20 protein-coding genes are annotated in these 25,270 nt (G+C 41.8%); 12 read left to right on the forward strand and 8 right to left on the reverse strand.

Going from position 1 to position 25,270, the window contains the following annotated elements; all coding sequences use genetic code 11:
- Positions 1–33: 33 nt before the first annotated feature.
- Positions 34–1,050: a glycosyltransferase family 9 protein gene (locus OKW21_RS17600; protein WP_277481545.1), complete on the reverse strand. Its 1,017-nt coding sequence runs from the start codon at positions 1,048–1,050 to the stop codon at positions 34–36.
- Between the two features lie 221 nt (positions 1,051–1,271).
- Between OKW21_RS17600 and OKW21_RS17605 the strand changes: the two genes are divergently transcribed.
- The 6 genes from OKW21_RS17605 (at position 1,272) to OKW21_RS17630 (ending at position 7,200) form a co-directional block, all read left to right on the forward strand.
- Positions 1,272–2,795, forward strand: coding sequence for a hypothetical protein (locus tag OKW21_RS17605; protein WP_277481547.1), 1,524 nt, complete (start codon positions 1,272–1,274; stop codon positions 2,793–2,795).
- A 134-nt stretch (positions 2,796–2,929) separates the two neighbouring features.
- A complete protein-coding gene (gene pyrR / locus OKW21_RS17610) occupies positions 2,930–3,484 on the forward strand; it encodes a bifunctional pyr operon transcriptional regulator/uracil phosphoribosyltransferase PyrR (protein ID WP_277481549.1) in 555 nt (184 codons plus the stop codon).
- Positions 3,481–4,410: an aspartate carbamoyltransferase catalytic subunit gene (locus OKW21_RS17615; RefSeq protein WP_277481552.1), complete on the forward strand. Its 930-nt coding sequence runs from the start codon at positions 3,481–3,483 to the stop codon at positions 4,408–4,410. The genes pyrR and OKW21_RS17615 overlap by 4 nt, the downstream gene beginning before the upstream one ends.
- A 184-nt stretch (positions 4,411–4,594) precedes the next feature.
- Positions 4,595–6,577: an ATP-binding protein gene (locus OKW21_RS17620; protein WP_277481555.1), complete on the forward strand. Its 1,983-nt coding sequence runs from the start codon at positions 4,595–4,597 to the stop codon at positions 6,575–6,577.
- Between the two features lie 117 nt (positions 6,578–6,694).
- Positions 6,695–7,048 (forward strand): DUF4136 domain-containing protein, encoded by a 354-nt coding sequence (locus OKW21_RS17625; RefSeq protein ID WP_277481559.1) that lies wholly within the window; start codon positions 6,695–6,697, stop codon positions 7,046–7,048.
- A complete protein-coding gene (locus tag OKW21_RS17630) occupies positions 7,042–7,200 on the forward strand; it encodes a hypothetical protein (RefSeq protein WP_277481562.1) in 159 nt (52 codons plus the stop codon). Before OKW21_RS17625 ends, OKW21_RS17630 begins: the two co-directional genes overlap by 7 nt.
- Before the next feature lie 118 nt (positions 7,201–7,318).
- Here the strand turns inward: OKW21_RS17630 and OKW21_RS17635 are convergent, their stop codons facing one another.
- Complete coding sequence (locus tag OKW21_RS17635) at positions 7,319–10,780, reverse strand: sensor histidine kinase (protein ID WP_277481566.1); 3,462 nt, start codon at positions 10,778–10,780, stop codon at positions 7,319–7,321.
- Between the two features lie 940 nt (positions 10,781–11,720).
- Here OKW21_RS17635 and OKW21_RS17640 point away from each other — a divergent pair.
- The 3 genes from OKW21_RS17640 to OKW21_RS17650 all read left to right on the forward strand — a co-directional run bounded on the left by OKW21_RS17640 (position 11,721) and on the right by OKW21_RS17650 (position 14,139).
- Positions 11,721–12,293 (forward strand): class I SAM-dependent methyltransferase, encoded by a 573-nt coding sequence (locus OKW21_RS17640; protein WP_277481568.1) that lies wholly within the window; start codon positions 11,721–11,723, stop codon positions 12,291–12,293.
- Positions 12,294–12,811: 518 nt separating this feature from the next.
- Complete coding sequence (locus OKW21_RS17645; protein WP_277481570.1) at positions 12,812–13,174, forward strand: hypothetical protein; 363 nt, start codon at positions 12,812–12,814, stop codon at positions 13,172–13,174.
- Between the two features lie 113 nt (positions 13,175–13,287).
- Complete coding sequence (locus OKW21_RS17650) at positions 13,288–14,139, forward strand: hypothetical protein (RefSeq protein ID WP_277481573.1); 852 nt, start codon at positions 13,288–13,290, stop codon at positions 14,137–14,139.
- Here OKW21_RS17650 and thiL read toward each other — a convergent pair.
- A complete protein-coding gene (gene thiL / locus OKW21_RS17655) occupies positions 14,117–15,172 on the reverse strand; it encodes a thiamine-phosphate kinase (protein WP_277481575.1) in 1,056 nt (351 codons plus the stop codon). The two genes, OKW21_RS17650 and thiL, sit on opposite strands and share 23 nt — an antisense overlap.
- A gap of 86 nt (positions 15,173–15,258) precedes the next feature.
- Entirely contained in the window at positions 15,259–15,666 is a 408-nt protein-coding gene (mce, locus tag OKW21_RS17660) for a methylmalonyl-CoA epimerase (protein ID WP_277481578.1), read from the reverse strand.
- A gap of 231 nt (positions 15,667–15,897) precedes the next feature.
- Here mce and OKW21_RS17665 point away from each other — a divergent pair, with 231 nt between their 5' ends.
- Both OKW21_RS17665 and OKW21_RS17670 read left to right on the forward strand, forming a co-directional pair.
- Positions 15,898–16,224: a HesB/IscA family protein gene (locus OKW21_RS17665; RefSeq protein WP_277481582.1), complete on the forward strand. Its 327-nt coding sequence runs from the start codon at positions 15,898–15,900 to the stop codon at positions 16,222–16,224.
- A 154-nt stretch (positions 16,225–16,378) separates the two neighbouring features.
- On the forward strand, positions 16,379–16,783 hold the full coding sequence (locus tag OKW21_RS17670) for an Hpt domain-containing protein (protein WP_277481585.1): 405 nt from the start codon (positions 16,379–16,381) through the stop codon (positions 16,781–16,783).
- A 2-nt stretch (positions 16,784–16,785) separates the two neighbouring features.
- On the opposite strand, the gene OKW21_RS17675 is transcribed toward OKW21_RS17670, so the two are convergent.
- The 4 genes from OKW21_RS17675 to OKW21_RS17690 all read right to left on the reverse strand — a co-directional run bounded on the left by OKW21_RS17675 (position 16,786) and on the right by OKW21_RS17690 (position 21,244).
- Positions 16,786–18,087, reverse strand: a complete 1,302-nt coding sequence (locus OKW21_RS17675) for an amylo-alpha-1,6-glucosidase (protein ID WP_277481587.1) — start codon at positions 18,085–18,087, stop codon at positions 16,786–16,788.
- 3 nt (positions 18,088–18,090) lie between these two features.
- Positions 18,091–19,683, reverse strand: coding sequence for a vitamin K epoxide reductase family protein (locus OKW21_RS17680; protein WP_277481589.1), 1,593 nt, complete (start codon positions 19,681–19,683; stop codon positions 18,091–18,093).
- A 31-nt stretch (positions 19,684–19,714) separates the two neighbouring features.
- On the reverse strand, positions 19,715–20,830 hold the full coding sequence (locus tag OKW21_RS17685) for an NAD-dependent epimerase/dehydratase family protein (RefSeq protein WP_277481591.1): 1,116 nt from the start codon (positions 20,828–20,830) through the stop codon (positions 19,715–19,717).
- 81 nt (positions 20,831–20,911) lie between these two features.
- Positions 20,912–21,244, reverse strand: a complete 333-nt coding sequence (locus OKW21_RS17690; RefSeq protein ID WP_277481593.1) for a four-helix bundle copper-binding protein — start codon at positions 21,242–21,244, stop codon at positions 20,912–20,914.
- A gap of 410 nt (positions 21,245–21,654) precedes the next feature.
- Between OKW21_RS17690 and OKW21_RS17695 the strand changes: the two genes are divergently transcribed.
- The gene (locus tag OKW21_RS17695) at positions 21,655–25,266 is read left to right on the forward strand and encodes a VCBS repeat-containing protein (RefSeq protein ID WP_277481595.1); all 3,612 of its coding nucleotides are present in this window, start codon (positions 21,655–21,657) and stop codon (positions 25,264–25,266) included.
- The last annotated feature ends 4 nt before the right edge of the window (positions 25,267–25,270 follow it).

Here is a 25,270-nt window from a genome sequence, read left to right on the forward strand (position 1 = left end):
TATAATATATAAAAAAATAGCACCATAATTTACTCATGGTAAATAGAAATCAAAGACTATATCCTGCATACATTTGAAATGGCCTTTTGGACATTTTTTATAACCAATTTTAGAACAAGGACGACAAGACAATTTATTATTTTCAAAAATGGTAAACTTAGTCCGGTAAGGATACATTCCAAACATTGGAATAGTATTACCCCAAATAGAGAAAATTGTTTTCTTAAAGGCAGCGGCTATGTGCATCAGCCCGGTGTCATGGGTAAATACATAGCGGGCGTTTTTGACAATTGAAGCTGACTGGTTGAGGTTAAACTGCCCACAGGCATTGAAGATGATCGCTTTCTTATTCAGCTCTCTATGCAGTTGAGGTTCCAGAGGTGCTGAAGCCTCGGTCTTCTCAAAAAACTTCACAATCTCCTCGCCTGTTTTTCTGTCGTTTTTATCACCCAGTAAAATGATAGGTTTATTGATGCGATCACACAATTCTATCATACGGTTGACCGGTAATTTTTTTGTGTTAAACTGAGCACCAATGGCATATACTACATATTCTTTCTGGTGAGTTTCGGGAAGCCATTCAAGCTCTACTTCATCTTTCTCCGGAATAAAATAATCCAGCCCCAGACTATCCATCTTCACGCCTAGCGGAGCTACCGTTTCCATATAGCGGTCTACAATATGGACGTTGGGAAGTTTGTTAATCTTAAGATTGGTCATCAGCCATTTTTCTACGTTGAGCTTCATAAAGCTGTAGCTCTTTACCCCCAGCCTCTTCTTAATGATAAGTGTTCTTAAGTTATGATGCAGATCAATCACGTAATCAAAACGTTCGGCTTTTAATATTGTGATCAGTTCCCCCAGGTTTCCGTCCAGCAGGTGAAGTTTGTCAATATAGGGGTTGGCGGCTAATATGCTTTGGTATTGCTTTTTTACACAGTAGTGCACCTCAGCCTGCAGCTGTGTCTTGAGCGTACGGGCTACGGGGGTAGTAAGTACAATATCACCGATAGAGGAAAAGCGCAGAATCAGAATCTTCTTTTTTGACATAGCACAAAAGTAAAAATTAAGGCTGTGCTGATGTAGCTTAGCGCTAGTTTTTTAAAGAATTTCAGAATAGTATGGTGATGGGGGAGAATTTTACGGTGCAGGTGCGTTATATAAGTACTTATACTATTTATTTTTATGGCAAAAAACGTTATTTTATCATATAGAGCCATAGGTTTTGAGTTGATTATGATTAGATTATCCGGCAAGTAAATTTGCAAGTTATGGGAATAAGACTTTACTGGTTTTTGGCAATGCTCGGTGTTCCTCTTTTCGGCATCGCACAGATCATCCAGCCAGATCGTATTGAAATAGAAGTAGAGAGTACCAGCAATGAATTTGTAGTGGTGTCTGCAGACGAAAATGGTTTACTCATATTCAGAGATTCTGAGGAACGTAATCCTAAGGGAAAACATATATGGGAGTTTCGCAAGTACAATACCGCACTCAAGCAGGAATGGAGAAGGGACCTGGCGATGGAATCAGATTATATTTTAAGAGGCTATGATTATGACAAAGGCCAACTTTGTGTACTTTTTCAGGATGGTCCCTACCAGGATCGCAGTTGGCCTATGCTCAATATGTCGGTGGAAACCGGAGACACTGTACAGCATTTTATCAACCGGGTAGCCCCCGTGAACCTGGAGTATTTTGAGATCGTGGGTCAGACCGTAGTACTAGGAGGGCAGATTAACTATAAGCCGGTCGTAATACACTATGATATGCTTACCAGTCGCCTGAGGGCTTTGCCTGGTATTTTTCAGGAAGACGGAGAACTCATTGACATCATCCCCAATGAGAATGACAATACGTTTGACGTACTTATAGGAGAAATGAATGACAATCGCGTCAAAACAGTTACGCTTAAGGCTTATGATCAGTATAGTAATCTTTTACAAAGTGCTCCCTTAAATACTGAAGACCGCAAAAACCTATTAGATGCCCAGGTGACAGAGTTTGACGGAGAAAAACAATTTCTGGCCGGCACCTACGGACCAAGGCGCTCACGCTATTCCCGGGGGGTGTTCATCGCTTCCATACAGCCAAATGGGGAACAGGATATCAAGTATTATAATTATGGGGACCTGAATAATTTCTTTAATTATATGCGCGACAAAAGAGAAGCTCGCATTAAACGGCGCATTGAGCGAAGAAGACAGAAAAACAAGGCGCTTAAATTCAATTACCGGATGGTGATCCATGAATTTATCGCTGATAATGACAAATACATACTCCTGGGTGAGGCCTATTACCCCAAATATAACAGCTATTATTACAGTGGCTTTTATGGAGGATACCCCTCACGTTATGACAATATGTATTTTGATGGCTACCGCTTTACCCATGCTATTGCGGTCTGTTTTGACAAAAAAGGCAACCTGTTATGGGATCATGCCTTTAAGCTGGATAACGTTAAAAGCATGCAGCTAAAACAACTGGTCCATGTCAATGTACAGAATGATAGCGTAGTGCTGATGTACTCCTATGAGAAAGAGATCACTACCAAGGTGATCAAAAATAATGGAGAATATGAGGAGACTACGACCAAAGCTATCAAGCTGGCAAATGAAAATGATACGCTGAAAAATAAGAACGATAGTGAGATTGCCGGTATAGAGAAATGGTATGGAGAGTACTTTTACGTTCATGGCACGCAGGATATTAAGAACAGTCAGAACCGTAGTTTAGACCTAAAGCGAAAGGTATTCTTTATAAACAAAGTAGCCTATGATGGCAGTGGTAGCTGATGATAAAAGTTTTTTTAAAGGGCTGGCCGGCACATTTTTGTATGTTCCGGCTTTTTTATGACTATTCATACCAGAAAAAATTGCTCATTTACGCTTGCAAGATGTAACTTAAGCCTTGTAACTTGCAGCGATTCATGAAACAAATAAAACAAATCATAGATCAGCCTTTGCTGGAAGTAGTCCTGAGCAGGCTATGTCATCAACTACTGGAAAATCATACTCCTTTTGATAATACCGTACTCCTGGGATTACAGCCCAGAGGGATTCAGCTTGCCGACCGAATTAAAGCCAGGCTTGAGAAAATTATCGGACAAAAGGTGCCGCTGGGCTATCTGGATACCACTTTTCATCGAGATGATTTCAGGAGAAGAAGCTCACCCCTGACAGCCAGCACTACCAATGTACCCTTCCTGATTGAAGATAAAGAAGTTATCCTGGTGGATGATGTGCTCTACACCGGGCGCACCGTTCGGGCTGCGATGGATGCTATGATTACCTTTGGCCGCCCCAGCAAAGTAGAATTACTGGTATTAATCAATCGTAAATACGCTCGACATCTGCCTGTTGAAGCTGACTACATTGGCCAGTCAGTTAATACGCTGGATAGTCAGCGGGTAGAAGTATTATGGGAAGAGCAGGGAGATCAGGATGGTGTATGGTTAAGCAATAAACAAGAAAACAAAGCATGAACGCATTGCGCAGCAAACACTTACTGGGTATCAAAGACCTGAGTGGAGAAGAAATCCAACTGATTTTCCAGACAGCCGATAGTTTTAAGGAAGTCATTAACCGGCCTATCAAAAAGGTACCGTCTTTGCGTGATATCACCATAGCCAATGTCTTTTTTGAAAATTCTACGCGTACCCGTCTTTCATTTGAACTGGCGGAGAAAAGACTCTCAGCAGATGTAGTTAATTTCTCATCTTCCGGAAGCTCAGTCAAAAAAGGAGAAACCCTGCTGGATACGGTAAACAATATTCTGGCCATGAAAGTAGACATGGTCGTAATGCGCCACGCCAGCCCGGGAGCCCCCCATTTTCTGGCCAAGCATATACAGGCCAATGTCGTAAATGCTGGCGACGGTACCCATGAACACCCTACCCAGGCCTTGCTGGACACTTACTCTATTTATTCAAAGTTTGGTAGTGTGGAAGGAAAAAAGGTAGCGATCATCGGTGATATTTTACACTCCAGGGTAGCGCTTTCCAATATCTTTGCTTTACAGAAGCTGGGCGCCCAGGTCATGGTCTGCGGCCCTGCCACGCTCCTGCCCCGCTATGTGAAGCAGCTAGGCGTACAGGTAAGCCTGGATGTGCGTGAAGCGCTTGAATGGTGTGATATCGCCAATGTGCTGCGAATTCAGCTGGAAAGGCAGCAGGTCAAATATTTCCCTTCGCTCAGAGAGTACTCACTTTACTACGGCATTAACCTCAAGCTACTGAATAGTTTAAGCAAACCTATTACGATTATGCATCCCGGCCCGATCAATCGCGGGGTGGAATTAAGCAGTGATGTCGCTGATTCTGAACATGCCATTATTTTAGATCAGGTAGAAAATGGTGTGGCGGTAAGAATGGCTGTACTTTATCTTTTGGCCAGCAAGCATCAAAACTAACTGATCGTGTAACTACCCCACTCTTAGTTTATTCATGTTTACATAGCACCACTGTTAATCATTACAACTTTTGAACATGTGTTGCAGATATTCAGGCTGCATATCTGATATTGCGTATCTTTTGCAAAGTATGATATAAAAGATTGAACAGAACTTAGTTTCCTCCGGATAAACAATGCCTTTAATGCGATTTCTACATAATTATACTTTACTCTCCACCTGGCTCTATTTTTTTATCACCTATTTATTCTTCAGTACACAAACCTTTGCGCAGGAGCATGAGCAAGCTGATAGCCTGTGGAGCCTGCTCACCGACCTACAGGATACCAGTCAGGTCCATCTGCGTCAAAAGCTTGCCCGTACTTATCAGCACAACTACCCGGACAGTGCTATGGCTTATGGACAGGAGGCGCTTCGTTTATCTGAAGAGCTCAACTATGATAAGGGCAAAGCTGACGCCTTGTTGCATATCGGGGTATTAAAAAGAGACAAAGGGAATTTTACCGAGGCACTTGAAGATATATTTGTCGCATTGGACATTTACCAGGCAATAAGCGATAGTGTACAGATAGGCAATGCTTATAATGACATCAGTATTGTGTATGGCCTTTCCAATGATTTAGCTACTTCCAGAGACTATTTTCACAAGGCGCTGGATGTGTTTAGGCGCACCGGAGACACTCAAGGCGAATCTTATGCATTAAATAACATTGGAGCGATCTACGAAGAAGAGGGCAGGCTGGAAAAAGCAAAGGAGTATTACCTAGCTTCTATGGCTATTAAGCAAAAAAGGAAAGATTTATACGGAATTTCCAGGGGATATAATGCGCTAGGAAACCTATCCATAAACCAAAAGCATTACGAAGAAGCGCTTAATTATTTTTTCAGGGCAGACAGCCTGTTCATCAGGCGCAATGATGATATCGCCCGCACACATAATCTGAAATCCATTGCACAAGCTTATCTTGCATTGGATGAGCTTTATCTCGCCAGAGACCATGCCCAGCAAAGCTATGCCATCTCAAAACGATTGAATAACAAGCGGTCTCTGGAAATTTCCCTAAGCACACTGGCTGATATTTGTGCTGCTCAGGAAGACTTTCAGGCGGCTTATCAGTATCAGGTGCTTCATGAGGAGGTAACTGACAGCCTGCATAAGGAGAGTGAAGAAGCGTACCTTGCTGAACTAAAAGCCAGATTTGACAATGAATATCAAAAAACAGAAATCGCTCTGCTAAAAAATGAAAAACTACTGCAGGAGGCATCCATCGTTCAGCAGAGAACCATGATTTTTTCTTTGGGGGTCGGGTTATTAATTACCCTGGCTTTTTCAATAGCTTTGTATAAAGCAAACCTTGACAACAAACAAAAAAATAAGCTACTGGCCATCAAAAATAAAGAGATTCAGCAACAGTCTTATGAGCTCTCAGAACAAAAATATGACCTGGTTAAACTCAACCAGACTAAAGACAAACTTTTTTCAATCATCTCACACGATATCCGAAGTCCGTTAAATACTTTAAAAGGTTTTTCTGGCCTGCTCACGCATGAGGTAAGCATCATGAATGGGCATGAGATGCAGCGCATGAGTAAGCAGATCAATACTGCGCTGGACAATTTGAGCCAGTTGCTGGACAACCTACTCAACTGGTCACTGATGCAGACTGGAAATGCCAAACCGGAGTTTACTTCAGTGGATATCAACGAACTGATCAATTTTAATATTAATCTCTATCAAGCTACTGCAAGTGAGAAAGAAATACGGCTGGTCCAGGAATCTGATCAAAATGTATATGCCTGGGCAGATTATCAGTCTGTCAACACAGTTATCAGAAATCTTTTATCCAACAGCATTAAGTTTTCCTACCCTAAGTCTACAATTTACATCCACGCCGCTCAACATGAAGATTTTGTAGAAGTTTCAGTCATTGACCAGGGCGTAGGAATGAGTGAAGACGTACTCAACAGCATCTTTTCCATTGATAAAAAACAGTCTCAAAAGGGAACCCGCAATGAAACAGGCAGCGGCTTTGGGCTTACGCTTTGCCATGAATTAATCCATCAGAACCAGGGACAATTACGTGTAAACAGCAAGCTTCAAGAGGGTAGCACTTTTAGTTTCTCTTTGCCATTGTATAAGAAAAAAGGTGATAAAATCATCAAATAAGCATAAACTATCTGATGCGCATTTTTTCATGTTTATGATTCATATAACAAGCATGTGCTTATCTTATCATGACAGTAAGTATTGAAATACTTATTATTCAACTATTTTTTTTGCGACATGAAGCTTGATAAGCAACTAATCCTAATTTTTGGAATTGTTCCTATACTGTTCACTCAATGTGGACCTACTGTTCAACCCAATAAAAGTGCGAATGTAGATCTTTCTGAGTTTGACACTTACGCCTATCTTCCAAATAGCGATACTGTTGACTACAACAGATTAGAAGAGGATATAGTAGAGGAAGAAACGATGGAAGCCATCAATAGTGAAATGCAGAAAGTAGGATACAATATTGACAAAGACAATCCTGAGCTTTTGATCAAGACACACATTATGTTTGATCAGGAAGAAAACGTAGTTGCCGGCCCTGTTTTACCTCATATGATCATTATTACCCTGGCTATTTGGTAGGACATACATCTCCCTACTACTATACCGGCTATACAACAGTAAATGAGGTGGCAGGCTACGATATTGATGAGATTGAGTACACCGAAGGCACCCTTACTGTGGACAACATAAACACTGAAACTAACGAGGGGTGTATGGGAAGGATGGGCTGAAGAGACAATATCTGCGGATAATTTTGTCAAAGACTGAAGCACCTATGGTAAGCCAACACCTGCCAGAGTGTTTTTTCCTTTTTGGGCGACCTTTTATTAAGAAAGCAAGTTCGTGCTTCTAATCTTCAGCAGATTGCACGCTTTCTACCGCTGGCAGACTAATAATGGTTTTAGTACCTTCTCCTAGTTTTGACTGAAGCTCAATGGTTCCACCCAGCTTATCTACTGTCTCTTTCACAATATACAAGCCGATGCCTGAACCTTTGGATAAATTACTTCCACGGTAAAACATCTCAAATACCCTGGATAATGCATCTTTATCTATACCGATACCATTGTCTTCCAATATGATATTGGCTCTGTTCTCTTCTGTCACCTCTATATTAATATTCAGATAATTCTCTAATGCCCAGACATTGAGATATTTAATAGCATTGGACAGGAGGTTGCGAAAAATAATTTGCAAACGCCTATTATCACTGTAATGCTCACCTTTTAATAGATACTTTTCATTAATCTGGAGCCGCTTAGAATTCTCCATATACTGAAGCTCTTCCTTCACATCTTTAATGAGTTCAGGAAAATTAACATGCTCACGCTCTATTTGCAATCGTGTGTTACGTGAGTAATCCAGAATATCTTTAACAAAACTATCCAGTTTATGAATGCTCTTGGAGGTCATTTTTAGATATTCCTTTAGCTGCTTCTCATCTTTTTCATCCTCAATCAGTTCCACCAGGCCCAGTATGGAAGAAAGAGGAGCACGAATATCATGAGATACCCTGTACACAAAGTTGTCCAGTTCCAGATTGGACTTTCTTAAATCCGCAGTGCGGATTTCAACCCTTTCTTCCAGTTTCTGGTTGATAGACCTCACTTCTTCATTAGATTCCGCCAGTTCTTCTGCCTGAACCTGAATTTCTTTTTTTTGACTTTGGATGAGCAGGTTTTTGTCATATAAATCATTGTTAGCCTGCTTCAGGGCATAATTGACTGATTGTAGTTTCTTTGTGCGCTCAGCAACTTCTAACTCCAATCTTTTTTTCTGCTTCTTGATCCTGCTTATTCTCAGGTAATACGCAGTATACATCATCCCACCAAGCAGTAATACAAACAAAGCTCTAGCCCACCAAACAGTCCACCAGGGAGGAGTCACGATTATGATCAATTTTCGTGAATGATCCTCATCATCCATATTCGTAGTCGTTACAATAAATTCGTATTGTCCCGGGTCCAGATTGGTATAGGTTACTTTGCGTTCGTTATCTACTTTCTGCCAGCTTTCATCAACAAATCCTTTCAGCCTGTACTGATAAGATACCTGAGCGGGAAAAGTATAATCAAGTCCGGCATACTCAATGCTAAAAACAGACTGATCGTAGTTTAGCGTAACAACTTCTGTTTCGTTGATGTGAGCCTGTAAAGGTGAATCTTTCTGACCTATGGAAACCGGCTTATTAAAAATCTGAAAATCAGTGAGCACGATAGGTACCGGACGTATAGGTGCTATCAAACTATCAGGGTGAAACATATTGAAGCCATTAGAGCCTCCAAACAATATTTCTCCACCAGGTAGCTGCGCTGATGCGATACGATTAAACTGTAATCCTTGCAGCCCTATACTCATATCAAAGTTCTCAAAAGTTTTATTTTCAGGATAAAAACAAGAGATACCTAGGTTTGTGCTCAACCAAAGTTGTCCTTTTGTATCTTCTTCTATGGCATGTATGTAGTTACTGGGAAGTCCATCCAGGGTAGTCAAGGTCTTAAATTCACCACTTTTCCTATCATAGGATTTCAGCCCACCACCTTCCATCCCCAGCCAGAAATTCCCCTTACTGCTTTCAAAGATACACTGAACCTGGCTTTTACTTTCGCCCTCTTCCAAAATAGCATGTGGGGTAAACTCATTCTTATCCTTATTGTAGCTATAAAAATTACCCAAAGAGGTACCAAACCAAATGGTATTTTCTGAATCAATGAGCAATGAAACCACTCTATTGTCTTCTAATCCTTCACGAGAAATAATTTGCTCTTTATAATATGTAAAGGTCTCTGTCCGGGGGTTGAACCTATTAAGTCCCCCACCGAGCGTAGTCATCCAAATCATCTCTTCTTGATCTTCCGCCAGGCTAAGAATATTGTTGTTATTTGGTCCTTTAACAGGCCCCATAGCTTCCTTATAATGCTTGAACGATTGATTTTGAGGGTCAAAAAGGTCAAGACCTCCATTCCAAAAGCTTATCCATACCCTTCCCTTGCTGTCTTCAAGTAAATTTTTGATTTTATTTCCTCCAATGCTTTCCGGGTCTGTCAAATCGTTTTTATAGCTTCTAAAGCTTCCATCAAGAAGGTTAAAAATATTAAGCCCTCCTCCGTCAGTACCTATCAGGAGCATGCTGTCACTTAAATACAGAAAAGCGGTTACATTATTATGAGATAGAGTATTCTCCCCCGGAATAGCGTAATAATGTAGCGTATTGATATATGAGTTATCAAAGACATTAACGCCTCCATTGTATGTACCCACCCACAACCTGCCTTCACGATCAGTAAATAGAGACTTTATCTCACTTGCTGATATGCTCTTAGGATCGTATAAATTTGTCTTATATGCATAGAAGTTTTGTTCTGCCTCATTGAAGAGACATAAACCATTATCAGTGCCAACCCAAATGCGTCCATCATGAGTCTCAGTGACATCCATCACCTGATTGTTACTCAGTGAAGCAGGATTCAGAGGGTTATGGGTAAAATGAGTAAACTTACCAGCTTCAGCAACATCCATCAAATCAACACCTTTGTTGGGCATACCCACCCAGAGTCTGTCTCTGCTGTCATAGTAAAGCATGGTAAGGTGATTTTCTGCCAGGCTTGAGGGCTCATTCGCCTGATGCTGATAGTGTGTGAATTTTTCAGTTTCAGGATCAAAGTAATTGAGACCTCCTCCATGAGTGGCTACCCAAAATTTACCGTACTTATCCTGTTCAATAGCAACCACCTGACTGTGACTAATGCTCGTATTGTCTTCTGTTTGATGAGTGTATACTTTTGCCTCTAAGGTTGAGGGATTAATCCTGATGAGGCCCTGGCTCGTGCAAGCCCAGATATTTCCAGCTTTGTCTTTGTACAGATCACTGATAAAGTTGATTCTGCCAGAGAAAGGCTTTTGTGTATAATTGAGTTTCGGGTTTATAAAAATATCCTTTTTTCTGTCATACAGACATATCCCTCCTCCCCAGCTGCCTACCCACAAGGTGTTTTGCTCATCCTCTACCAAAGCGGTAATGTAATTACCTGACAGACTGGTACTATCTCCCAGTATTGAGCGATAGGCCATAAAATCATGTCCCATGAACTTATTTAGCCCGTCAGGTGTGCCCAGCCAAACCATACCTGATGCATCCTGATAAATTGCTGATACATAATCGTAAGACAAGCCATCCAGTACTGTATAGTTTTTGAAAACAACAGGTGGCTTTTGTGCGAAGGTATTTCTGCTAAATAACAGAAAACACAAACTAAGAATAAAAAGAAGCAGGATGCTGAGCTTAATTTTATCTGTGTTTGGTTTGTACATGAATCAGCTTAATTAATTCAAAACATTTGTATTTTGCTTCAAGCAAAGAAAAAATGTGCATGAAATGAGTTATGGCGATAGGATAGCCTATTCACCCCTGCATTTCTTACTTCACACAGGAGTGTATAAGGAATAAAAATATCATACACCTGTACGTACTAAAGTATGTTTTTAGCAACTTCTTCTTTTTCGAAAAAGTCTTAGATAAACTTCTGTACACCCTGGATATTTAAATTACTCATGTCCTGTTATCATTAACCCTCGTTAATGTATATAATCTTTGGCAGTAAGTGCATTCATATTATGATTGATTTGAGTACTTACATCAGCAATTTACAGGCTTATTTTTATTGTGCTAACATTTTGTTCTTTATCATTATCATTAAATATTCATTGCAATGAGTGTGGGTGTAAATCCTCTGGCAGTGTATGTAATGCCCTTATGATTTCACCAACTATTTATATAGAACCCTAGGTTTTTGAGTAAAGAACAATTACAGTACATTATCAAAAACCCTTCCTATTACCCACAGGAACTTTCAGAACTCTTTAAATGGGAGCTGGTGGCTACTCATAAACAAAATATAGGTGTGCAAAATAAACGAAGGAAATCTAGCAGGATATGCTTTTAAAGGACTTCTCATGCATATTCTGTATTTTTTGCATCAAAAGCAGCATTCGCAAATGAGGGCTTGGTTTGTTTCTCATAATGAACAAAAGGTTTTTCATGCATGTATCATTGAGCGATGGCAGAACTTTAACATTGGATTTCAAGTTACATACGTCAGGATTTAGTTCTAGGTATAACAATAGTCCGTAACGGCTCTCCTTCAGATTAGACATACTTTTTTTATATTGCCGGTTTGAAATGTGTAGAAGGGCAGATAGCAGCATTACGATGACACTTTTGGATAAATAATCTCGCACTTTATCATTTATAATGAAGAAATTTGATCTAACGCTTGAGGCCATCAAAAATATTAAACAGATCGGAAGTATTGCTTCCAGCAGCCGGTATCTCACCAGAAAAATTATCAAAGAAATTGACTTCAACCAAAAGATCAGGGTGCTGGAGTTAGGTGCCGGTGATGGTGTGTTTACCAAAGAAATACTGAAGAGAATGTCAGCGGACTCCGAACTTTATACTTATGAAAACCATGATAATTTTATTCCTTTGCTAAGGAAAATTAAAGATAAAAGACTGTTTCTGAAAGCTCAATGTGTATCCAGTATTGAGCAGCTACCTGACGATTATTTTAATATTGTAATCTCGAGCCTTCCGCTGGCTAACCTAAGCCATTCGTTTAAAGAAAACATTTACCGCGAGATTCAGTCCAAGCTATGTGATTCGGGTCTTTTTATACAGTATCAGTATCTGCTCAATGATTATCGGGAGATTGAGAAAGCATTTAGTATTTGCGAGCTTGGATTTTGCCTCTTCAACCTACCCCCGGCTTTTATTTACAAAGCCAAAATGCTGGAAGAAAAGGCTGTGGAACTCTCAGAAGCCTAATCACAAAAAGTATAGTAATTGCATCTTTCCTATCAATACAATCTTTCATAGCTGCAAGCTTCCCTTAAGCAGACTGCATGCCTTTGACATTTGTAGCTTGACAGGACCCCCAGTGTATCGTTCCTTTTCAAATTTTGCGCAGAGGTCTTAGATACGCTCATTTTCTGCACCAGTTCCAACCCATAGCTAGAGGGCCCTGCTCTGTTACTAGGTAGCCGCTGTATCTATTAACAATCACTTTTCCATAGCTAATCCATTCTCCATAAGGCACCGAACTACAGGTACATAAGCCCTACGTCTTTGATATTTAAATGATCGTTTTTGGCATAAAAGCGTACTATTCCGTCATACCTCTCTGCCGAAGCGCCATCACAACCTCATTGTATAATACAACTCAGTGATAAAGTCTGATCATATCTTTCTTTAGAAAAATAAAATAATTACACACGAATCACTTGCTCTTTAGACTTGTTATTATTCATCAGGACAACGAGTTTTGCATCAAAAATAAGTTAACAATGAATAATGATCCGGAACTGAACGGAAAATACCTGGGCACCATCACCAAGGACTTTGTAGTGGTTTCTGAAACCTTAAAAGAAGCCTCCTACCAAATCCGTAAACGAGGCTTTTCTGACTACCCGATTTTCCCAATTGCCAAAGTGGAGATACCGATTGGCAAGACGCTGATCGCAAGGGGTGAAATGGCTACCAACTGGCATTACAATATCACCTATCTGGATGAGTTCCTTCAAAGGAAGCTAGTGACAGATGAAGATGATTTTAAAAAAGCTTACAAAGATCCTGATGAGTTTTGTTGTCTTTTTGTGGTGGATAATGAGTTTACCAACTTCGTATTCATCCCTTATCCTGAAGAATAGGCTCATACACCGGGCATGTTTCCTTGAGTTTTGTAGAACAAAATGCCTGTATGTGGTTTATTCTAGCAAGTTGGTTTCTACCTTCCACTACTAAATTTACTTATAGGTTTTTCATGCAGCTTTCTAATTTTTCGGCTTTATCCCGCCCTGTAGATATTTCGTACCGCAGCAACTTCAGCGTACTGCTCATAAGTTTTTTTACTTTACTGGCTGCTTTTTTCTACCAATGGTGGTACCTGGATAATGAATTTGGCGAGAGTATATGGTGGGCAGTTCAGGCTATGCTTGCTGTATTTCTGGCCTGGGCACTGGGTAGAGAGATTGATCCCGACATTAAAGCCAGTGCTTTTGTTGCAATCCCTATTTCTTTCGGATTATTTTTATTCGCGGGTAGCTTTCAGTGGTGGGTCCTGCTGGCCATGCTGTTGTTGCTTAGGGTGGGTAATCATTGTACTGGCAAGTCAGTAAAGTGGCTTGATGTCATTTTTTGCCTGGGGCTGTGTGCATACCTTTGCTGGCAAGGTCATTATTTGGTAGGCTTTGCCTTTTGCGCGGCTTTTCTGGTGGACAGTCGCCTCCCGCCGGCAAATAAACTGAGCCAGTGGTATGCCCTGGCCGCACTATTGATGGCTATTTTGTCCATGATTTTTTTTCCTGCTGAATTATCCAACAATGAATTTCTCTTCTCGGGATGGTGGATAGCAGGTGTAGTACTGGTATTACTCATTTATCTATTGGCCATACGAGAATATAAGCGCCCTCACTCTACCGAAGATTACAGGGTACAACCTCTAAACGGCCAAAGGGTGCAGAGTACACAACTTATTGTCCTGTTTTTTGTATTGGTGATCTATCTGACCCAAAATTTTATGGCCAGCATTGAGCTGGGTGCAATTTGGGCCGTGATCCTCAGCGTGGACCTCTTGCGTTTTTATCAATTGCTTACGAGGCGTTCTCTTTATTGAAATGCGTCCAGCCCTGTGCCTGAATTGGCACCGCCTGCTGTGCTCTCGTGATCAGATTTACACCTTTCTTACGATCATGCACATAGCCAATAAAATGAATATCACGGTGGTTTTTGATCTTTTCAAAGTCTTCCTGTGCGATGGTAAAGAGTAATTCATAATCTTCACCTCCATTGAGCGCACAGGTATTGGGATCAATCTTAAACTCAGCTGCAGTACTGTAGGTAAGCTCATCAATGGGAAGGTTTTCTTCATATATATTCATACCTGCTTCGGATTGCTCACAAAGGTGGAAGATTTCTGAAGCCAAACCGTCAGATATATCAATCATGGAAGTGGGCGTAATTTGCAGGTCACCCAGTTCATGGATAATATCCATGCGGGCTTCAGGACGAAGCAGACGTTTTACGATATAGTCATATGATTGAATCTGAGGCTGCATCTGAGGGTTTTCCTGAAAGGTAATTTTTTCACGCTCTAACACCTGTAAACCCATATAGGCTGCCCCCAAATCACCACTTACGCAAACGATATCGTTGTGGCGGGCACCATTCCTGCGTGCCAGTTTTTCTTTTTCTACTTCACCTATTGCAGTAACCGATATTACCAGGCCAGCCTGAGAAGCGGTAGTATCTCCGCCTACCAGATCTACGTTAAAATTTTCACAGGCAAAACGGATACCCTGGTACAGTGCATCCACTGCTTCTACAGAAAAACGATTACTCAAGCCCACACTTACCGTAATTTGTTTAGGAATACCGTTCATGGCCGCGATATCTGAAACATTGACAGCCACAGCCTTATAGCCAAGATGAGCCAAGGGCATATAAGAAAGATCAAAATGGATGCCTTCGGTAAGCATATCAGTACTGATCAGCATGTACTTATCGCCGGCATCTATTACCGCAGCGTCATCACCTATGCCTACTTTAGTCGTATCATGGGTCGTTTTAAACTGTTTCTGAATGTGCTTGATCAGACCAAACTCTCCTAAATTTGCGATTTCTGTTCTTTTGGGCTGTTCTTCTGCCATGTGATTTTAGGTATTAGGGTTGTGAAAAGTTAGAAGCGGGTAATGGGCGTCTTTACTTCCCATTTTGGCTTCTGACTTCCCTCTATTCATTCAATTCTTTTCTCCTGACATAACTCTATCAGTACGCCATTCGTTGACTTTGGATGCAAAAAACAAATCAGTTTATTGTCTGCTCCTGCCTTGGGGGTTTCATTGACAAAGGCAAATCCATTATTTTTCAACCTGATAATTTCCATCTCAATATCATCTACCTCAAATGCCAGGTGATGGATGCCTTCCCCCCGCTTATTGATAAACTTATCAATGGATGAGTCAACAGCCAGAGACTGTAAAAGTTCCAACTTGGCATTGCTTAAGCGAAAGAAGGTGGTTTTAACATTTTCTCGCTCCACATCTTCGGACTTATACGCGCCCTCTCCCAGTAGGCGGGCAAAGAGTGAAGCCGCTTCCTGATCATCTTTTACAGCGATTCCAATATGTTCTAGACGCATCATACTTTGAAACTTTTTCTTGAAGAGCACAGTTCAAATTTATATATTACCTGGATAGTTTATAAATTAGCGGCTCATTAAAAACAGCATACGGTTATATTTTTTTGAGCAATACATCTAATTTGGATAGCTCATGGTCCTTTTGTTACTTAGAGATATCGGATGATACTTTACATTAGTAAGTTAGCATGTAAAGTTCGTGTTAAATATTGGCTTAATAAAATTTACTTTACAATGATAAAAGTCACAGACAAAGCAAAGGCAAAAATTTATGCTTTGAGAACTGAAGAAGGCTACACTGAAGATCATAACATCAGGGTAGCAGTGAAAGGCGGTGGTTGCTCAGGTCTTATGTATGACCTGGTCTTTGACAGCAAAGTTGAGGATAATGATCAGGTGTTTGAAGACCAGGGGGTCAAGATATTGGTAGACAAGAAAAGCCTGCTCTATTTATTAGGAACTACGCTTGACTTTACCGATGGCCTGAATGGCAAAGGATTTCATTTTGTAAACCCTAATGCCTCCCGGACCTGTGGATGTGGCGAAAGCTTTGCTGTTTAGAGCCTATAGTAACTTCTTTTAAAGTTTTCAAAGCCAAAATCATTACTGATTTTGGCTTTTTGTTTTTAAAACACATGCACTACCACTCCTCTCAGATATTGGTATCATATTATAAATAACACACAAATTTTCTTCCCTTATCCCCTGTAAAACCATGTCACAAGAAACACCTCAAAAACTCATTCATGAAACCGAGCAGGTTGATCTTACTTTTCTTCATTCACTTTCCGATGGAGATCTTGAATTTATACATGAAATGGTGAGTGCATTTATGAGTGAAATACCAGAAACAATTGCCCTTTTTGAACAGCACCTGCAAAACAAAGAATGGTACGCTATTGGCACTTTGGCACACAAAATCAAACCATCCATACAGACTATGGGGCTGAATAGTACTTATGAATTAATGAAGATTGTAGAAGTTAGTGGTAAAAAACAGGAAAGGATAGAGATGCTTCCCACCTATGTAGGCCAGATCACACAAACCCTCCAACAGGCTATCCCTCTTTTGCAATATGAGCTAGACCATAAGTTTCCTGGTTTGAACTCTGAGCTTTGATGCTATGTACCTGATCGTTGTTTGTATGTAGCTTCTTTTTCCATATTGATCATATCTACTACCAAACCAGCCCATGTAAAGTCATGGGCACCATTTCCTTCACCATTGAAGGGATGATAATATTCCCTGAAGCCACTCTTACCTACCAGTTTTTTTATACTTTTTACCAGATGCTGGGCTTCTTTAGTATAGCCTTTCTCCAGGAAAAACTGATGCATAAACCAGTTTAACAGAATCCAGGTGGGCCCCCTCCAAATGTAGGTTGACTGATCTGGATTAAATGACGGATGATTTTTTGCCACAGAAGGAATAGGGAAAGGAGCCCCAAACTCATTCTGATGGAAGAAATGTTTATCAATTACTCTCTTGCATATTTCGTCCGGCATTTCCTTGATGACCAAAGGAAAAAAGATAGTAGGCGTCAAAACATTGACTTTACGATTATGCTTGCCATACACATCCAGAAAAGCAGCAGACCTTTTATCATATAGTATATCCAGCATGCTTTGGATAACTTGCGCTGCCAGCTTGGTAAACTGTTTTGCATCCCTATCCTCCAACTCTTCACAGATCTTTGCCATGGCTTGCAGGTTCTGCGCGTAAATCGTATTGAAACCTGCGTCTTTTACAAGAAAATAATCCTTCTCTCCAATCTTCCTGAAATTGTAATTATGCCAGAAATTACGAATATCTACCGCTACTACTCTACAGAATAAACGCCAGTCAGCCTGCTTTTCTGGAAAACCGACGACCACATCAAAAGTAGGCTTCCAGTCCATTCCCGACTCAAAATTGGAAATGATGGAAATAAGCCCATCTCCATGAAAGTCTCTGTTACGGGCAATCCAATGATAGTACTTTTTTAACTTAGGCAGCATCTGCTGTAAAAACTCTCTATCACCGCAGGATTTATAGATGCGTAAAGCGGCTTGTGCTGCCAGAGGAGGCTGAATAAGCGCACTCATATGTGAGCGAAACAACTTTCGTTTCAGACTGGGCTTTGACTGAAAAATATCTGTAATTCTTTTAGGAAGCACATTATTCCAGTAAATCATATGCCCTACAAACCCATCCTCTTCCTGAAGTGCAAACAGACTCTGCAGGTGACGTTTTGCCATGTCATGCTCTTCCAATGCGCTGAGGATAAAGATATGCAGGCAGGTATCCCAGAAAAACTGATAGGGATATCTGCCTGGTGATGGTTGGGTAAAATGAAATTCCGAGCCTGCTGATTTGGAGTAGCCAGAGATCATGTTATCGTGCATGAGCTTTCTTACCCGCTCACGGATTTCTTCTTCACCCATATTTTACTTTACGTATTTATTCCATAGCCCATAGCTTTCCTTGACAGGGCCACGCGGTATGGCTAAGGCAGCAACAGCCAGTCCGGCGATAGTACCGCTAATATTAAGCGCGAGTACACTGTCTTGCAAAAACCAGGGTACTAAGGCCACCGTTAGTCCCAGTAAGACGTTGAGATAACGTCCTATTCTTACTACTTCACCCATACAGATGACAGACACTACTACAATTAGCGCGCCTCCCAGGTGGTTAATATCAGCAGCTCTGGCTTCTATACCTACACCAAAAGCAGCAGGAGCAAACATAAGCCAAATACCTAATACAGTAGACACAATCAGTGTCCAGGGGAAGCTCATGCCCCATATAGAGGCTTTGAAAACTTTCCAGGGGCTTTGAGGAAGTTCCATGATTTTGGGACTGCGCTCATCCATATTGTGTTCCATAGGCTTACCACCTTTCCAGAACACTTTCCAGAAGGAATCGCCTCTTCTTTTGGCCTGTACCATATGCTGCCCCATAGCCACTACTTCATCTATCTCGAGAGGGATCATCGGCAGCATAATAGCGGCGGCTAGCAGGCAAAATGTACACCAGTGCCCAACGATTACCGGCTGAGAAATCACCAAAAAGATATGTACCAAGCCTAAAGGAATAACAAGTATGCCAAAAAAAGTCACCATCCAGGGCATGGTTCTCCAACGGCTTGGAGCCCCCATCCAGCCCATCAGAAACTCAAAAGTATAAGCCAGGGCACCCATCGCTCCATCTGAGATGGGAAAGGAATGAGACATACTAGAATTAAGTACCAGACGACTGCCCTCGCCAAAGAAGGGGTCCCATATCTGATCTATATAGCCCAGCTGAAATGCTCCCAAATACCGAGAAACCATCCAGCCAATAAACCCGGTTACGATCATGATCCAGCGCTGCGGCCAGCTAGATGGGTTATAACTCCAACCCTGAGGCACCTGAGATCCCATTTTCATATAAGTGATCATATTGGGCATACCAGGGATCAGAATTGTAAGCGCAATCACCAGGACACCTACCAAAGTATCATTGATATAGGCAGCAGCATTGGGTGCCCAGAAGATAAGTGGTGCAATACTTAACCATACGCCCACAAAGCAGCATATCCACATGCTGACCGGACGATTGGGTGTCAGAGAACGCCAGCCAAAAAAGATAAGCAGTAATCCACTGATGATATCGCTCCATTTCATGAAGTTTACTCTTTGCGATAGCGTAAGCCACACTTCTCGCCCCCCACTAGGCTCAGCCGTGGACTGGGCATAACTGAATGTTAGGGGAGACAATACCATCCAAAAACCTAATATAACCAGCATCCAATACACCCAAAGCGTCTGCACATGATGCATATGCAACATTTGCATGCGCTGGTCCTGGCTCATCATCTGATGCTCATCACTTTTATGCTGCTGTCCTTCTTTTTTTTGGTCCTGTTTCTTTTGATGGTGCTGGCGGATTTGTTTTTCTGCCATAGGGCGGGTCACGCCTCGCAAGGCCATTCCTCCTTGCTTATGCTTTTTCTTATTACTCTTCTTTTCTTTATCCTTATCTTTATTTTTGTCTTTCATAATGGGCAAAGATTAAAAAATTAGAAGGTAGCTATTTTTGTTGTGTCTGCTCTTTCTGCAGGCGTTCAGGAGGTTCAATTTTATTCATCCTGTACCATTTCAACGGATCTGCTTTCAGTTCCTGGATCATGTAAGGCAACGTATCTATCAGCCTATGTTTAGGCTCCCAGTTAAGAAGTTCTTTTGCCCGGCTAATGTCCAGTTCATAATGGTCATCAGCACGACTGATCATCCAGGGTTTGATGAAAGGATCGCCGACCAGATCCATTCCCCAGGCTCCTGCTTTGGCCAGTGGCTTGGGCATTTCAAAAGTTTCCCAGTCTTCACCATGAACCAGCCTGCCTATGGTTTTTTGCAGCTCCTCATAGGTAGGGGTCTCGGCCTCACCGATGTTGATCGCAATTTCTTCAGCTAAGGTCTTCCTGTTTTCTACAGTCTTTTCCAGGGCATCCAGTAGGTCTTCCATATGCAAAAACACATTACCGTGCGAAGTGTCGCCCGAGTAAAAATGGCTGGTGAGCTGCTTTTCGTAGATACGTTGTATTTGATGGGAAACAGGAATAGAATGGCCTATATCATCATACACACCTGCCAGCCGTAATAGCACCGCGTGCATATTGCCTCGCTTTTCCCGTATGATTTCTTCGGTATTCATTTTTGACTCAGGATAATTCCAGTTGGGTTCTAACGGACAATCTTCGTTGATCCTGATTCCGGGAGTGGTGGGCTTATAGATCAGATTGGTACTGGAAAACACAAACTGTTCTACTTCAAAGTCCTGCAGTACTTTCACAAAATTTTCCGTTCCCTGAATAGTAACTTTCTCATACAAGGGACTGGGCTCACCGGAAAAATCATAATAGGCAGCCAGATGAATGACTGACGCTATCTTTGAACCATAGGCATAACGTACACGCTCCATGGCAGCACGGATACTTTCTTCTGAGGTAAGATCAAAACATATCCATTCGGCTTCTTTAGGAGGGTAAGGATTTCCCATTTTATCCAACCCTACCACCTGATAGTCTTTTAGCAACCTCTTAATGATGTTGGTTCCTATCATTCCACTACTGCCAGTGACCAAAACCACATCCCTATGATCATCTTGATCACCGCCACTTGCGGCTAGCTCATTGGTCGTTTCCATAGGATTTGTTAAAAAATGATGTGAAAAAATTGTGCAAGATAAATTATTAAGAAGCATGGACGCTCCATGCTTCCTAATGATTTATGCAGCAACACTCAAATAGCTTTCACAGGCTTCTTCGCAGGCACGGCAGGCTTTAGCGCATGCCTGACAGTGATCCATCTCATGCTTGGCGCACTCATCACCACATGCTTTACAAAGGGTACGACATAACTCCACTGCTTCCTTAGCATGCTTACTCTGCCTGGACACAAAATTTATGGCTTGTAAGCATGAATCTGCACAGTCATGATCGGTACGGATGCAATCTACCATTTTAGCAATGTCATCTTCATTAAGACACTGGTCAGCACAATACTGGCAAGCAGAAGCACAATCCGCTAACTTTTGAATAAATTCCTTATGTTCACTCATAATAAAAAGTTTTAAGATTAGAAGATTAAAAAATACTTAGCTAAGTTATGGGTTTAGCCTTCGTCCTAGTTTATAGATATATAAGTTAATGGTCTATATACATAGTGTAAATTATAAAGTATGACATATTGTTTTAAATACTGAAGCATAGCATGTTGCAAATTCCAATTAAGGCATATACTACCACACCCTATGACATCTTTTTATCAAAATCAAATAGGAACATTTTATCATTGTACTTCCTCTATCTTCCCTCATTGAGCGATAGTAGATCAACTGTCCTTACGGCTTAATATACAGGATAACATTTTGGTTAATTTTCTTATCACGCATCTACCTTACTTATGGAACTAGTAAAAAAAACATTAATTTAGATAGTACCGCTATATTGAAACCGCAAACAACATTACATGTACATATATTCATTTTGGAGAATTTACGCAGGTATAGTAGGGCCGTTTATACTTTTGGTTTCCTGCAACAGCAGTTTAGATCATTCCCCTCTATTTGTAGCTGTTTCTCCTGAAGAAAGCGGAATTTCCTTTTCAAACCAGATTGTGGAAAACGATACCTTGAACGTTATTGACTATCCTTATATCTACAATGGCAGTGGGTTGGGGGTAGGTGATGTAAATAACGATGGGTTAAAAGACCTCTTCTTCGCAGGTAATTTGGTTGAAAACCGGCTATACCTTAACAGAAGCAGCGCCAAAGAAGGAAGCACTTCGGGAAATTTTAACTTTGTAGACATCAGTAAACAGGCAGGCATTACTATCAACCGCTGGTGTACCGGGGTTGCTATGGTTGATATCAATCAGGACGGACACCTGGATATTTACGTGAGTGTCGCTAATAAATTCAAGCGTGAAGCCAGCCGAAATCTTCTTTTTGTAAATAATGGTGATGGCATCCCGACTTTCACTGAAATGGCGTCTGCATATGGCCTGGATGATGACGGATACTCCACGCAGGCGGCCTTCTTTGACTATGACAGAGACGGAGACCTGGATATGTACCTGCTTACCAATGGTATGGAGTCTTTCAATCATAATAATACCCGGCCTAAGAAAGTCAATGGAGAAGGCATCAGCAATGATAAACTTTACCGCAATGAAGGCATTGGCCCTGATGGACATCCCCTCTATACAGACATTACCCAGGAAGCAGGTATTCTCAAGGAAGGCTATGGGCTGGGTATTACAGTGAATGACATCAATGATGACGGCTGGCCGGATGTTTATGCTGCCAATGACTTCATCACCAACGATCTGATTTGGATGAATCAAGGCAAAGAGGATTCTCTGATCACTTTTTCTGATAAAGCCCCTGATTACCTCAAGCATCAGACACATAACGGTATGGGCACTGATATCGCCGATTATAACAATGATGGCCTGGTAGACATCATCGTGCTGGATATGCTGCCTGAAGACAATCAGCGACAGAAAACCATGCTATCCAAGCCAAATTACGAAAAGTTTGAGCTTACGCTGGACCTGAACTACACGCCACAGTACATGCGCAATACGCTTCAGCTTAATAATGGTAAAACGCCGGACGGCAGCATGTCATTCAGTGAGATAGGACAACTGGCAGGTGTTTACAAAACCGACTGGAGTTGGAGCTCGCTCTTTGCCGACTATGATAATGATGGCTATCGCGACCTTTTGATTACCAATGGTTACGTACGGGATGTAACTGATCTGGACTATATTATGTATCAGTCCTCAGCTTCACAGTTCGGTACGCAGGAGAATAGAAAAGCGGCAGTGAAAGAACTGGCCTCCAAGCTTAAAGAAGCTAAAATCCATAATTACATTTTCAAAAACCAGCAGGACCTCACCTTTGCTGACATGTCTGAAGCATGGGGAATCGCTACACCTTCTTTCTCCAACGGTACTGTATTCGCTGACCTTGACAATGACGGCGATCTGGACCTGGTCATGAACAACATCAATGAGCCGGCATTTGTCTACGAAAATAAAGCTGAAAGCAAGGGCAATCATTATCTGAAGATCAAGCTTAATGGGTCCGGCCAAAACAAAGCCGGGCTGGGTAGTAAAATTACCCTTTGGTACAATGATCAAAAGCAGTACCACTACCATACGGTGTATCGGGGATATAAATCCAGTGTAGACAGCGACCCTCACTTTGGCCTCGGCCAGTATGCGCAGCTTGACTCTGTGTGGATTGAGTGGCCCGATGGTAAGACTCAACAACTGTATCAGATCAAAGCAGATCAAACTTTGAGCTTATCCTATGAGGATGCTATAACACAGGAGCTTCCCAAAACTGAAAAAACCAAACCGCTACTCACACAATCTTCATTCTCCGGTAAACTTAACTATCAGCATCAGGAAAATGATTTTATTGACTTTAGGTTCCAAAGCTTGCTTCCACGTATGTATTCGCAGGATGGCCCTGCCATTGCTACCGGAGACCTCAACGGTGATGGTCTTGACGATTTTTTTGTAGGAGGAGCCCAAGGTTTTGCTGGTACGTTTTTCACCCAGCGAGCGAACGGGTCTTTTACAGAAATAAAACTGAAAGATGCTGTCAACAGTGAGGATATGGGTGCTTTATTTTTTGATGCTGACCAGGATGGCGACCTGGATTTGTATGTGGTCAGTGGAGGCAATGAATACTATGAAAAGCACGAGGCATACCAGGACAGGCTTTATCACAATGATGGAAAGGGAAACTTTAGTCGTGCTGAGCTGGCTTTACCACAAATGCTGAGCAGTGGCTCATGCGTGACGGCTGCAGACTACGATCAGGATGGTGACCTGGACCTCTTTGTTGGAGGCCGTCTTCGTCCGCAGCAGTACCCTCTGCCACCCCGCTCCTACCTGTTACGGAATGATAGTGGAACGTTTACTGATGTGACGGCAGAAGTAGCTCCTGAGCTGGCAGACATCGGGCTGGTGACCTCTGCCCTCTGGACGGATTATGACAATGATGGAAAAGCAGACCTGTTGCTGGCCGGGGAGTGGATGCCCATTACTTTCCTCCACAATGAAGAAGGCCATTTTGTAAATGCTACTGCCGAAACAGCACTTCCCAACACTTCCGGATGGTGGAATAGCCTCATTGCAGGCGACTTTGACCATGATGGAGACATGGATTATGTAGCTGGAAATTTGGGGTTAAATAGCAAGTTCAAAGCCTCTGACGAGGAAGCGGTAAGTATATATGTCAAGGACTTTGATCAAAATAATACTATAGATCCCATCATGGCTCATTACATCATGGGGGAAGAATATCCCGTCCCGCCTCGGGATGCACTTTTAGGTCAGCTCATCGGCCTGCGCCGCAAGTTTCCACGCTTTGAGATGTACGGGCAAGCCCGCTTTTCCGATGTGTTTACTGAGCAGGAGCTGGAAGACGCTTATATCTTGAAAAGTAGAAGGCTGGGAAGCAGTTATCTGGAAAACTTGGGTAATGGGAAGTTTAACATCCAGGAACTACCTATGCAAGCCCAGTTTTCTCCAGTTTATGGGATGATGACGGATGATGTTGATGGCGATGGCAATCTGGATTTGCTCACCGTTGGTAATTCTTATGCCACCGAAACGCAGACTGGTTACTACGATGCCGGAATTGGCAATGTACTTTTAGGAAATGGCAAAGGAGGTTTTGTCCCTATGCCAATGCAGTCAAGTGGCTTTTTTGTAGACAGCGATGCCAAAGCGATGGTTTCACTACTAGGTAACGATCAAAAAGTCAGCTACCTCATTTCTTCCAATGCTGATAGTCTGAAAGCATACACGCTGACTACTTCAATGACTGAAATGATGATTATCCCTCTGGAAAAAGATGATTTCTACGCATCAATAGCACTTAAAGATGGCAGCAGCTATCGTCAGGAGTTTCATTACGGTGAAGGGTATTTGTCACAGTCAACGCGTAACTTTTGTATTGATACCGCTCTACTGGAAAAAATTACGCTGTATAACTTTCAGGGCCAAAGCCGTGTGATAAAACCACAGCTTGACGAACTGAGTCAGCAGCATACGCCCTGATGAC

This window comes from Catalinimonas alkaloidigena, assembly GCF_029504655.1.
Lineage (GTDB): Bacteria > Bacteroidota > Bacteroidia > Cytophagales > Cyclobacteriaceae > Catalinimonas > Catalinimonas alkaloidigena.